The 12640-nt window shown below is 41.8% G+C and carries 13 protein-coding genes; 6 read left to right on the forward strand and 7 right to left on the reverse strand.

All coding sequences use genetic code 11. The features are described from left to right. The first annotated feature begins 42 nt into the window (after nucleotides 1-42). Complete coding sequence (locus tag ACTWP7_RS13570) at nucleotides 43-1206, forward strand: AI-2E family transporter (protein ID WP_443123657.1); 1164 nt, start codon at nucleotides 43-45, stop codon at nucleotides 1204-1206. Between the two features lie 31 nt (nucleotides 1207-1237). Here ACTWP7_RS13570 and ACTWP7_RS13575 read toward each other — a convergent pair whose 3' ends face one another. The 4 genes from ACTWP7_RS13575 to ACTWP7_RS13590 form a co-directional block, all read right to left on the reverse strand. Continuing rightward, complete coding sequence (locus ACTWP7_RS13575) at nucleotides 1238-1798, reverse strand: cysteine dioxygenase (protein ID WP_443123658.1); 561 nt, start codon at nucleotides 1796-1798, stop codon at nucleotides 1238-1240. Nucleotides 1799-1824: 26 nt separating this feature from the next. Beyond that, a complete protein-coding gene (locus ACTWP7_RS13580) occupies nucleotides 1825-2733 on the reverse strand; it encodes a DMT family transporter (RefSeq protein WP_443123659.1) in 909 nt (302 codons plus the stop codon). A 92-nt stretch (nucleotides 2734-2825) separates the two neighbouring features. After that, nucleotides 2826-3290: a GNAT family N-acetyltransferase gene (locus ACTWP7_RS13585; protein ID WP_443123660.1), complete on the reverse strand. Its 465-nt coding sequence runs from the start codon at nucleotides 3288-3290 to the stop codon at nucleotides 2826-2828. Nucleotides 3291-3514: 224 nt separating this feature from the next. Next, nucleotides 3515-4519, reverse strand: coding sequence for a YeiH family protein (locus ACTWP7_RS13590; RefSeq protein WP_443123661.1), 1005 nt, complete (start codon nucleotides 4517-4519; stop codon nucleotides 3515-3517). A 117-nt stretch (nucleotides 4520-4636) separates the two neighbouring features. On the opposite strand from ACTWP7_RS13590, the gene ACTWP7_RS13595 reads away from it, so the two are divergent. Continuing rightward, on the forward strand, nucleotides 4637-5533 hold the full coding sequence (locus tag ACTWP7_RS13595) for a LysR substrate-binding domain-containing protein (protein WP_443123662.1): 897 nt from the start codon (nucleotides 4637-4639) through the stop codon (nucleotides 5531-5533). Nucleotides 5534-6155: 622 nt separating this feature from the next. Here the strand turns inward: ACTWP7_RS13595 and ACTWP7_RS13600 are convergent. Beyond that, nucleotides 6156-7367, reverse strand: coding sequence for an MFS transporter (locus ACTWP7_RS13600; protein WP_443123663.1), 1212 nt, complete (start codon nucleotides 7365-7367; stop codon nucleotides 6156-6158). Between the two features lie 110 nt (nucleotides 7368-7477). On the opposite strand from ACTWP7_RS13600, the gene ACTWP7_RS13605 reads away from it, so the two are divergent. The 4 genes from ACTWP7_RS13605 to ACTWP7_RS13620 all read left to right on the forward strand — a co-directional run bounded on the left by ACTWP7_RS13605 (nucleotide 7478) and on the right by ACTWP7_RS13620 (nucleotide 11145). Then, nucleotides 7478-8353 (forward strand): LysR family transcriptional regulator, encoded by an 876-nt coding sequence (locus tag ACTWP7_RS13605; RefSeq protein ID WP_443123664.1) that lies wholly within the window; start codon nucleotides 7478-7480, stop codon nucleotides 8351-8353. Beyond that, nucleotides 8346-8921, forward strand: coding sequence for a nucleotidyltransferase family protein (locus ACTWP7_RS13610; protein WP_443123665.1), 576 nt, complete (start codon nucleotides 8346-8348; stop codon nucleotides 8919-8921). The genes ACTWP7_RS13605 and ACTWP7_RS13610 overlap by 8 nt, the downstream gene beginning before the upstream one ends. A gap of 75 nt (nucleotides 8922-8996) precedes the next feature. Continuing rightward, complete coding sequence (locus tag ACTWP7_RS13615; protein WP_014641569.1) at nucleotides 8997-9797, forward strand: STAS domain-containing protein; 801 nt, start codon at nucleotides 8997-8999, stop codon at nucleotides 9795-9797. A gap of 187 nt (nucleotides 9798-9984) precedes the next feature. Beyond that, complete coding sequence (locus ACTWP7_RS13620) at nucleotides 9985-11145, forward strand: acyl-CoA dehydrogenase family protein (protein WP_443123666.1); 1161 nt, start codon at nucleotides 9985-9987, stop codon at nucleotides 11143-11145. Nucleotides 11146-11547: 402 nt separating this feature from the next. Here the strand turns inward: ACTWP7_RS13620 and ACTWP7_RS13625 are convergent, their stop codons facing one another. Beyond that, nucleotides 11548-12072: a type 1 glutamine amidotransferase domain-containing protein gene (locus ACTWP7_RS13625; RefSeq protein WP_443123667.1), complete on the reverse strand. Its 525-nt coding sequence runs from the start codon at nucleotides 12070-12072 to the stop codon at nucleotides 11548-11550. 48 nt (nucleotides 12073-12120) lie between these two features. After that, the gene (locus ACTWP7_RS13630; RefSeq protein WP_443123668.1) at nucleotides 12121-12504 is read right to left on the reverse strand and encodes a DoxX family protein; all 384 of its coding nucleotides are present in this window, start codon (nucleotides 12502-12504) and stop codon (nucleotides 12121-12123) included. Nucleotides 12505-12640: the final 136 nt, after the last annotated feature.

The raw sequence follows: 12640 nt of genomic DNA on the forward strand, positions 1-12640 counted from the left end.
CAGACCACTTAAACTGTCACCACGTATGAAGGGGATATGAACATGAATCGTTGGGACTCAACACCGGTTATCCGTTTTTTTGGAGGCCGTAAATTATTGTACATATTAGGTGTTATATTAATCATCGGTCTTAATATTTTAGTCTATTCTAGTGTGGATTTCATCTTTGAACCTATCATCGTGTTTATAAAGACGGTAGCTTTACCGCTGATATTGTCCATTGTCGTCTATTATTTATTGCGGCCCATTATTAACTTAATGGAATCATTGAGAATTAAGCGTATATGGGCGATTTTAATTACTTTATTATTAGTTATCGGGTTAATCACGTTACTGGTTGTTTTGATTATTCCTTTTCTTGAGAAACAATTTTTAAGTCTTGCGGAAGAATTGCCTGAATACCTTAATGCTCTGGTAATTTCACTTGATCAATGGCTGCGTGATTCCTTTTTAGGAAGCTATTACAGCAACCTCTTTCAGGATATAGACGGGCTCCTAAACCAGCTCCCTGAAAATATGTCGTCTTATGCCGTTCAGACTGTGGAGGGCATTACGAATTTTATCACGACGCTTACAACTGTGCTCGTGGCTTTAGTTACATTGCCATTCATCTTATTTTATTTACTGAAGGATGGACATAAGCTCCCATCTAAGATGTTAAGTTTCTTTCCTCCGAAGGTTCGGCCGGAAGTGAATAGTGTATTTAAAGGAATTGATCATCAGCTAAGTGCCTACATTCAAGGGCAGATTATAGTCAGTTTCTGTATCGGTATCATGATGTATATCGGCTTTGTCATTATTGGTTTAGATTATGCTCTCCTTCTTGCAGCTATCGCCAGTGTGACGAGTGTCGTTCCCTATTTAGGACCGGTGATCGCGATTACGCCAGCTTTAATTATTGCCATTGTAACGTCACCGTTTATGGTATTGAAGCTTGCATTCGTATGGACCGTCGTCCAGCTGTTAGAGGGTAAGTTTATTTCACCTCAGATTATGGGGAAAAGTCTTCATATTCACCCGGTTACGATTATATTTGTTCTTTTAACGGCAGGTCATTTATTTGGGGTAGTCGGTATACTTGTAGCTATTCCAGGCTACGCCATTCTGAAAGTGTTTGTATCTCATATTTTCTATTGGCTGCAGCTCAGGTACAATTGTTTCGTGGAAGACGGGAATAAATATAAACTCCCCGAGCGAAGGTATTGATAACTAAAACCGGGAGGACTATGGCCTGAGATTAAGGGAAGCCTTTAAGGTTGATCTCCTTGATCTTCTGGCGCGTTTCTTCCGGCCACCAAGCTCCGCAGTCACTTGAAACGATGCAGGCTGCACATTTCTTTAAATCATACACCTTCATCCCTCTGATCGGAGGGGAATAAAGATGAAGGGTGATCAGAGGGGTTGTTCCCTCCCGCCCCATTTTGTGCACCCCGTGTTGGGGTGCGTATAATAGAACACCTTCTTTTTTGATTTCTGTAAAAAGGGCTTCTGGCAGATGTCCTTTTTTTACTTTGAATACCGTATGTCGCGTTGCACCACTGAGCACTTGGATCCAGCCCGTAGAATCACCGTGGTCATGAGGCGCACATTCAATGTCAGCCCAGTTCATTACCAAAAGCTCAACTTGCTCATCCGCGTATAAGAGTTTTCGGTAATAGGGTCTTGGACCTGGGGACTCGAGCCATGCTTCTGCCTCACTTTTTTGAACATCAAGTTTTAATAATGCCTTCTTTAATGCTTCATCAGAATAGGATGGCATACTACCCAAGATATTGCTGGCACGATCCTTTATATCCATAGATCTCCCTCTTCTCCATTTTAGTCTCAGTTTCTTTGAAAAAGAAAACGAAGTCTTCCTTGAACAAGCAGTACGCCAAAAATAATGAGCCACCCTCCGGTAATAGATAGCCAGGAAAAGTTCTCCTTTAACAATAGAACGGCAGCAATTAAGGTGGCCAGAGGTTCTAAATACAAGAAAACAGAGACTTGAGATGCTTCCATGATTTCTAATGCTTTGGCCCAATACCAGTAAGCTAAAGCCGATACAAATACCCCAAGAAATAGTAAATGGCCCCAATAGTAAACTTCAAGATCAACAAGTTGACCAAATCCTTGATTTCTTATAAGAAAGGGCAGCGTCAATAGAAAACCGCACATACTCATATAAAACGTAATAACTATAGATGGTAATGGAATAGCTAGTTTCTTGAGCAGAACCGAATAAACCGCCCAGTTGAATGTGCTTAAAATCATTAGGAAGTAACCAATGCTTAGAGCAAAACTGAATGATTGGCCACTTCCCAGAGTGGTAATCAATAAGACCCCGGAGACGGCTATAGTAATTCCGACGGCTCTGACACGAGTGAGATGCTCCTTTAAGAACACAATAGATAAAAGAACCGTAAAAATGGGAGAAAAAGAAATGAGCCACCCAGCAGCTGAAGCCTGTATGGTAAGCAGGGCGGATGCCTGGATGACCTGGTGAACAAATACTCCGAGGACTCCCAGTGATAATAAATGAGGAAGATATTTTAACGGTACCCTTATGTTTTCTTTAAGAAGATGGATGAAACAGAATAGAAAGGTGCTGCCGATTCCGAATCTCACGACAAGAAGTGAAAAAGGGTCGAGCACCTCCAATACAGCTTTAGTAGAAACAAAAGAAACTCCCCAGAAAGTGATGGACATTGTAGCATAGAGGGATGCGGTTAAACGGGTGTTAGGGAAGGGCATGTCCCGCTTCCTTTCTGCCAAGTGTACTTTAATACACTATATGCTTAGGGCAGACAGGCATCCCTATAAATTTAAAAATTGGCAGTGCGCAATTAGTTTGCTTCTGAGGTTGATCTTTCCAAGCGGGTAAGAAACATACCTGGTGTTACTTCTTTTTCATGGGTAGGATGAAAACCGTGACTGGTGTAGAGGTTGATGGCGGGGGTGTTTTCACTGCCTGTATATACATAACTGGGCTTAGAAGGATAAGTCCCGATTACATTGCGGAGGAGACTTTGACCAATCCCCTTACGAAAGTGTTCAGGGTGTACCATAAGACGGTATATATCTATATAATTATCTTCTATTTTATAAGAAATCGCTCCAACCAGGTCTGTGCCTATATAAGCTCCTATAAACGTTTCGCCTGATTCCATAATAGAGGTTACATTATCTTCGCAAGGAGGAAGATCAGGGAAACCTACAATAGCAGCTTCTACTTGATAAGAGAGAAATTGAAGGCGTAGAATACTGTCCGCTACATGGAGCTTAGCGGGGGAAATTTTAAAGAGATTCAATGTTATTATACTCCTTGTACCTTTGACTTTGACTCTTTTTTCATTTTAGCAGAGAATGACGGAATTATAAAAACGGTTTCAAGTTAGGGGTAATGAAAAGAAAGGGAAAAACGTAAAGGAAAGCCTGTATATCGTGAGTGTTCTTCCGTAAAAACAGACGCGGAAGCTCTGCCCGAATAAAAAAGGTGTCCTTCTAAGATAGGACACCTTTTGAGGCAGGTCTATTAAATCATCCAATAAGTGAGTAATGATAACAAGACCGAGGTAATAATCATAAGGAGCATCGGTTTTAAAGCCTTTGTCCTTACATCTTCCAAACTTACGCTAAGACCAAGACCGACCATCGCCATGGTTAAGATAAAGGTTGTACCGACAGAAATCCCGTCCATAACAACTGAAGGAATAGTGAACCAATTTCCTTCTATATAACTTCCAAACAGGCTCATAGCTATAAAGCCCAGCAGGAACCAAGGAAAAGCAATAGAGGTCTCAGATCCTTTATTCCCTTTTTTGTTCATGATCCATACTAGGATCAAACTGAGGGGGACGAGCAGGAAGACGCGCCCGAGTTTAGCAAGTAACGCCATTCCTAGTCCATTGTCCCCGGCGGGTGCCCCAGCGAGAGCTACATGAGCTATTTCGTGGAGACTTAACCCGGCCCACATTCCGTATGCTTCCATATCTAATGGAAGTAGTGGGCGAATCAGCGTATAGCCAATTGCAAACAATGTACCAATAATGGATATTATCCCTGCACTGATCGCCGTATCCTCTTCCTTCACTTTAAGAATTGGTGATACCGCTGCGATAGCAGAAGCACCGCAGACACCAGTTCCTATTCCAAGCAATATGGATAAAGAAGTGTCGGCTTTCGTTAATCGTGCCAAAAGGATCATGATTCCTATCGCAAATCCGATGACAACGGCATCTCGTAATAATAAGGGAAGACCTTCGCTTAAAATGACGGATATATTTAACTTCAATCCAAATAGGATAATGGCTAGCCGTAGTAGTTTTTTCGCTGAAAATTGGATGCCAGAGCGTATTCGTTCTGGGTAACCGAAGAAATGGCGGTAAAGGACTGCCAAAAGAATAGCGGTCGCAAGGGGTCCAATTTGACGGATTAAAGGAAGGGATGAAAGCAGAAAACCTGCTCCCGCAAGTATTGCGGTGAATCCCATTCCCGTAAGGAGTGGTCGAAGTGAGATCGAACCTAAGAAATGTTTCATCTTTCAACCTTCTTTTCGCAAGATTTTCACCTCATATACTATACGACCCGTCATGACATTAGTAAAATAAAACTTTATAATATAAATGATTAATATTATTAATGATAGGGTGATTGAATGGATCTTGAAGCGATGAAGACATTTGTAGCAGCCGTGGATCAACAGAGCTTCACAAAAGCTTCCAAAATGCTAAATCTTTCCCAACCCACAGTAAGCTTTCATATTAAAAATCTTGAAAGGTATTTCGAAGCGGATCTTATTGATCGTTCTCCTAAACGATTTATAGTGACTCAGACAGGTGAACTCGTGTACCAGCGTTCAAGGCAGATACTAGGACTTATTGATAAAACAAAGGCTGAAGTGCTTGAATTCCACAAGCAACTAAGGGGGAAGCTCCACATTGGAGCAAGCTATACGGTAGGCGAGTATATCCTGCCATCAGTTTTAAAAGAATTTGACGAACATTATCCAGCGATAGATCTGGAGGTTAAAATTGCCAATACGGAGCGCATTAATCGGGCGATCCAGCTTCATGAATTGGATATTGGACTGGTGGAAGGACAGGTGAACCATCAGGGACTTAAATCTGAACCTTTTCTGGAAGATGAGATGGTCGTTATTGTCCCCGGGGATCATCCGATTCGTGAAAAGGCATCTATTACCTTCCAGCAGTTGCAGGATCAAACCTGGATTACCAGAGAAGGTGGTTCAGGCACAAGAGCAGTTATGGACTCCATGTTAGAGTCATATAACATAAGACCGAAAAAATTGATTACGATTGGAAGCAACCATGGTGTTGTTCAGGGAGTGAAGGAAGGTCTTGGGCTTTCTTTGATATCGAAAACCGTAGTAGAACATACAGCAGCCGAGCAGTTAATCATGAAGCTTCCTTATATAAAAACCACAAGCCGTTACTTTTCTTTAGTAACGCATGCTAATGAAGAAGAAATTTCCAAAAATGTTCAGCTGTTTGTAGGAAAAGTAAAAGACCTCTATCGTCTAAGTGAGAAATAACAACAGTTGAGCCGGGGTAAGAAGTGCGGAAATAAGAGGTAATTCACCTGAAGAAAGAAAATATACATGCAGTGAGTCAAAGGTCAGTACGTGCCGATCCATGTGGAGCACGGGTATCAGCGAAATGAGTGGATAGCAGGCTGCTGCTCGAAATCGAAAAATCCGCTTTAACGAGCCAAATCAACTTCATAGAAACAGAGGCAAGTGTGAGTACTATTTCATTCTTTCAAGGCCAAGGTTTCAAATAAATTCGTTCTCCTCATAAACGGGTGCAGGGAATCAGTATAAAAAATGAGCAAATGTGCAAAAAGTTGAATAATTGATCATCAGACGGGGTATCGTGACTTATAATTAAAATTTGAAACGTTCAGGGATATTCGATCGTAAAGAATTGTAGTAGATACATGAAGGTAGTCACATAAAACTCTGCATCATATTGAGGTGAAATCATGAAGAGATTAGACCAGATTGTCGATTATTTAAAGACGCTGGGAGTAGAAGTTGAGAAGGTTTACAAAACCCCAAAGGAAGAGACGAGATAAGATAGGTAGAAGGTTGGGTTAAATACTTACGTAAAAGAGAAAATAAGGTATGTTTCCGCGAAGAGAAACATACCTTATCGTCATGCGGGTTTCTGCTTGGTTATGGCAGCAAACTGCGGATCTCTTGCTTGGAAGAAAGCCCATACCATTCCCGCAAAGCTGATTCCACTTAATAACAGGAAAACATAATGAACGCCATGTGCGGAAGCGACATATCCAAAGATAGGTCCTGTTATGACGACAGAAGCCTGGTTGCATAGCATGCGAAAGCTGGCCATTCGCCCGTGGAAACCCGGGTCTGTCGCCATTTGCTGAACAGACTGCAGGAGTGCACGGACAAAAGATGTACCTAGACCTACTAAAACCACACCTACTACGACGATTGCTAAATTTTTTGTTATTCCTAACAGCAAAAGCCCGCCCATCATTATACCAATAGAGAAAAGGGCCAGGTGATTTTTCCACTTAAGCCACCACCATGTACCCACCATACCGGCTGTAATTCCTCCAATTGAGAAAGCAGCATCAAGAAACCCATAGACCGTCGAAGTTTGATTTAAGTAAGCACTCGTATAAACAGATAAGAAGCCTAGAATTGTGTGAAAAGTCAATTGGCCAAGCATCATCATGGCGAAGAGTCCATGCAGCATATGGTGTCTTTTTAAATATACAAATCCTTCTTGTAATTCTTGGAAGAAAGGAGAAGCTTTGGCAGGTTTTCTCATTGATGAAGGTTCATACGAAACAAATAGCACAGTAAAGAAAGCCCCAATGTACAATCCCGTAACGATAAGGAGAGAAATTGAAACAGGCAGAAGTCCAGATAGAATTCCACCTAAAGCAGCACCGGTCAGGCTGCCTGATATAGTGGCTGAGCCAGATAAGGAAAAAATTCTTGGTAAGTCATTTTTTTTGAATACTTCAGCGACAAGAGCTTGTAAAGAAGGTCTGAACAGGGAACCAAGTGTTTGAAGGACCATGTGCGTCAAAATCATCACCCAAGGGTTGATCAAGCCGAGCAGAAAGGCTCCCCATAAAAGCAATAAACAACCAATACTCCCTCCCCCTGCAAGAGACGCTAGTTTCTTTCGATTCGATCGGTCGATGACTACCCCAAAGACCAGGTTGGAAAATAACCCTGGCAAAAATCCAAAACTCACAAAAATCCCTGTATAAATCGCGTCTTGAGTCCATTGATATAGAAACCATGTAATTAAAACAAAATACATAGCTCGACCGCATTCATATAAGAAATAAGTGGTTAATAGTCGGCGCATATTCAGTCGATTCATCGGTAACCTCCCCTGTTATGAATTATTTCCATCTTATCCTAATAAGGGAGATAAGGATAATGCTGTTTTATTATTGAAATTGATAATTTTTGCTTATGGAGTGATGAAAATTGAAAATAGAGGATTATGAATTATTGCTTCAGTTACACCGAATCAAAACGATAAGGGGCACAGCAAGGAAAATTCTTATATCCCAGCCTGCCATTACCCAACGGTTAAAATATATAGAGAGCCATTTTGGAGGAGTCATTTTCTTAAGAACCCCAAAGCAGCTCGTTCTCACTGCTCTTGGGGAAAGTGTCCTGAAACACGCAGAGGAAGTTGTAAAAAGAGAAGCTGATTTCTGCGATTGCCTTCTACAGCAGGATGGGAATAAGGTAGCTGGAACACTTTCCATAGGGGCATCTTCTTTGTTCAGTCAACATTTTTTACCTGTGGTTTTAGAATCTTTCACAAAAAAATATCCGAGTGTAACGATTGATCTGGTAACAGGAGTCAGTGATGAAATAAGAGAGTCCTCCAGCCAGTTTCATGTATGTATTGTACGCGGTGAAGCAATTCGTACCATGGTTAGCCACCACCTTTTTGAAGATCCTCTGCACTTAATGGATACTAGGCCTTTACATGAAGACATAGCTCGACCTCTTATTGAATTTAAAAGTGATCCCGCGTTTCAAAAAGTACTGGAGGAGTGGATAGCGATTCAGCCTCAGCCAGCATTTAATAGGTCGATCAAAGTCGATCAGTTTGAAACAGCCAAGCAGCTGATGAAACGAGGGTTAGGTATGGCTGTACTGCCTGAGAGTGTAAGCAGAGATCTTAAAGATTTCTATTCCATACCTCTGGAGGTGGACAATCGGCCCCTGAGCAGGAACACGTGGGTTTGTTACCAGGAAGGACTTCGTCAATTATTACAAGTGGACGCGTTTATTCACGAACTCGAGAAGACGAGTTGGTTTGAGGAAGAAGGAAAAGGAATTGACTAATTTAGAAAATGAACTAATAGAAATCATCCAGGCACATCCATATATTCAACAGCTGTTTGATGCGACTGATCACTATATAGACGATTATTATATCGGAGCCGGTGTTATTACGCAGACGGTATGGAATAAGCTCTATGACTTTGACTTCACCTATGGAATAAATGACGCGGATATTATTTATTTTAATTCCTTAGAGCAGCCTTCCAGGGAACTGGAAAGAATAAAGGAAACGAAAATACGAAAAGTTCTGCCTCATTTTCCTTTTGAAATTGATTTAACCAATGAAGCTCTCGTTCATCACTGGTATGAGCAGAAATTCAATAAAAAGATAGCCGCTTATCGATCAGCGGAGGAAGCGATTGAAACATGGCCGACAACTGCATCAGCGATCGGTGTGAAGCGAGTGGATGGTGAATACAAGATATACGCTCCTTTTGGATTACAGGATCTGTTTAAGGGTATTGTGCGTCCCAATAAAGCTTTAGTTCCAGAGCATGTTTATAAGAGCAAGGCGGTTAAATGGAAAACCCGCTGGCCTGGACTAACTGTGCTGGAATGGTCTGTTTAAGGTATGATTGGAAATTTTCTATGTTTCATTTTATGATAATAGTATTCATTCCACTACCAAAGGGGATTGCTTAGTATGAACGAAGAGACATTCGATAAATTAGAAGAAATTCAGCAGAACGAATTCATTAAGGCAGCTATTGATCGAGTGGGGGCAGGTGTGGTTATCTCTGACCCTGAGCAGGAAGATAATCCGATGATTTATTGCAATAAGGGATTTGAGGACTTGACGGGTTATAAGGCAGAAGAAATCCTTGGGAAGAACTGCAGGTTTTTACAAGGGGAAGACACAAGCTCTCAAATGGTAGATAAGATTCGTAAAGGGCTTTCCAATTATGAAAATGTACTGGTTGAGCTGAAAAATTACAAAAAAGATGGGACGATGTTCTGGAATGAACTGCAAATCTTTCCTGTTTACATACAACAGATGGATCAGAATTTTTTTGTCGGTGTTCAGAGAGATGTCAGTCAGCGGCGAGAGCAGCAGGAGCTGATCGGGCATTATCTATCCGAAGTGAAGAGGTTGTCTACACCGATCGTTCCACTTGAAGAAGGGATTTCTGTATTGCCACTTGTGGGAACCTTCGATGAGGAGCGACTTAACGAAATGCTCGACTCCGTTAGTCATCACGTGAAGGAATCCAAGGAAGATTTTTTGATTATCGATATGTCCGCTGTGCATGCCTATAACGAAGCGGTACATATGGGGATTTACCAGATGAATCAACTGTTGGATCTAATGGGCACGACTCTGATTATTACGGGGATTAAGCCCAGCTTTGCCATTCAAAGTGCACCATATGCAGACTTCAGTGAACTATCACTTCAGTCTTATGCTTCTGTTAAACAGGCCCTGAACGCGGTTCGAGGTCGATAGATAACAGAATGTCCGGCATCTTCAGGGTGTCGGACTTTTTTTCAATTGAAGTTCGCATGTTCTGTTTATTTCCAGTCTCTCTATAGTAAAAAAACAATAGATGAAAACTCTGCTTAAGCCTAGTATTGGCTTAATTCCGACTGATTTTGTAAGATTTAAATATATAATAAATTGGGAGTGGATGGATATGGTTGATCTTTTTGATAATTGGATAAAAAATGACCGTCATCAACGATTGTTTGAAAAAGCAGAACGGATTGCTAAGGAAGCGAAAGCACAGGTAAGCAAAACGGACCTTGAGGCTGTTTTTTCCCATCGTACTTTGAAAGTAATAAAACAGGAGAGATACCCATCACTTACCTTATCAGCTGCTTACGGAGGAGAAGATCTATCTCTGTACGAGTTTTTATTATTACAAGAAAAGATAGCAGAAGGTGATGGTTCGGTTGCATTATCTATCGGTTGGCATTTAGGGATTATGAAAGAGTTAAAGGAAGACCATCTTTGGAGGAAAAATGATTTTGACCGCCTGGCTAAAGAGGTGGCTGAAGAACAGAAGGTTGTTAATCGGGCAGCTACAGAGCCGGCAACTGGAAGTCCGACTCGTGGAGGGGTCCCGGAAACCAAAGCAGTCAGAAATGGAGACCATTATATCATCACCGGTCGTAAAACTTTTACATCTATGGCGGGCCATTTAGATTATTATATAGTTTCTGCTTATGTTGAAGAATTAGATGAGATTGGCTGGTTTCTCATTGATCGTCATCATCCTGGACTTTCGGTCGATAAAACATGGGATACCCTTGGTATGAGAGGTACGGAGAGCGACGATTTAGTATTGGATGGAGTAGAAGTTAATGTACATGATTTAGTAGAGAGAAAATCAAAAGAAAAGCCTGCTCCTAAAGGCTGGCTGCTGCATATCCCGGCGTGTTATCTAGGAATTGCTACAGCTGCGCGAAATGATGCAATTGAATTCGCTCAAAACTTCCAGCCAAACAGCTTGGATACTCCAATTGCAGAAGTGGGACATATCCAAGATAAAATTGGTGAAATGGAATGGAAGCTGCTGCAAGCCCACTCGTTCATGTACACGGTCGCAAGAAAATGGGATGAAGAACCCGATCAGCGCAAACACATGGGTGCGGAGTTAGCCGCGGTTAAACTGGCCGTCACTAATACTGCGGCAGAGGTTGTGGATTTAGCAATGAGGATTGCCGGAGGGCGAGGTTTATCCAAGAAGTACCCATTCGAAAAATATTACCGCGATGTCAGAGCGGGTCTCCATAATCCGCCTATGGATGACGCAGTGGTGAAGATGCTCGCAAAACAAGCTTTATCAGAATGATACCTGTGTTAGATTTGTAATTTTTATAAGCGGTTATTAAAGAATAGGGCAGTTTAGTTGAAGACTCAGTTTCGAGATATCTCTGGTCCGTTGCTAATATAGAGAGGGGCTGGCTACGGAAACAACTCGTCTTGTTCCATCACCCAGCCCCTCGAGACATAAGCCGCTCCTCAACGGATTGAAAAACCACAATCCTTTTGATGGTCGGCTTATGCTGGTCGTGTCTTTCGGGGTGATTCCACATTTGAACACTTTCCTGCGTCATGCAGGGCCGGAAAGCGAAATCGTCCCCCGCAGGACCTAATTCTCTCAAAAGTCTCGGAACTGAGTGTTCAAGTAATGGGAGTTTATCTACAACAGAAAAATAAAGAAAAGAGGGCGCTCTGCAGCGCCCTCTTTTCTTTATTTTTCTGCTAGTAAGTCAGCAAATGCTTTAGCGTAAGGAGGCAGGTCAGGCGGACGACGGGCGGAAACGATGTGTTCATCTTTTACGACCGCTTCATCATACCAAATGGCTCCAGCGTTTTTCATATCGTCTTTAATACCAGGAGTACTTGTAACTTTACGACCTTGCAGGATGTCTGCAGAAATGAGCACCCAGCCGGCATGGCAGATTTGGCCGATCGGCTTACGTTGTTCGTTCATATGCTGTACCATTTCGATGACTTTATCGAAGCGGCGAAGTTTATCCGGTGACCAACCGCCTGGAACTAAAATACCATCATAATCAGCGGGATTAATATCACCGAAAGCATAATCGGAAGTTGCCGGTACCCCGTATTTGCCAGGGTATTCTTTACCAGCTTCTTCTCCCACGAGATGAACCGTAGCCCCCTCTTCTTGAAGGCGCAGTAAAGGATACCATAATTCGAGATCCTCAAAATCTTTGCTCACAAGTGCAATTACTTTTTTATTCTCTAATCGCATAAACAACCTCCTTTATCAATACTCTTCTTTTATTCTATCAAACCCTTTTCAGGTATTCGAATCTTTAGACACGGCGAGAACCCACCAGATCAATAAAGGCTGAAACAGCGGTCGGATCCATAAAGCCGTTACATTTGTCTCCTCGCTCCAAGGTGCGGGTATGCCATAAATCGCCGCATAGATGTTTGCCGGCAGAACAATCACTAGAAAAGTAGCGGTAGCCCATCCAGCAGCCCTTCTCGTTTGGGGGAAAAGCAGGAGAAGAGCAAGCAGCCATTCCGTAATCCCCGTTACATAAACAATAATAAGTTTGTAGGGCACCCACTGAGGAATCATCTGAGCAAATCCATGATCATAGATAAAGTGAGTGACTCCTGCAAAGAAGAAGGCAGCCGCAAAAATATAAAGCCCAAGTTGTCGTATAAATGTCATGTTTTCACTTCCTTTGATACAAATAAAAATTCACTTTATATAAAGATTTGAAACCTATGTACTAAAAGATCCGTATTAAACTGTGCAGCTTCTTAATTAAATAATTCTATATATCCATGTCAAAAATTTAAAGTAA

Origin of the sequence: Halobacillus sp. B29 (assembly GCF_052246755.1) — a bacterium.
Classification (GTDB): domain Bacteria; phylum Bacillota; class Bacilli; order Bacillales; family Halobacillaceae; genus Halobacillus; species Halobacillus halophilus.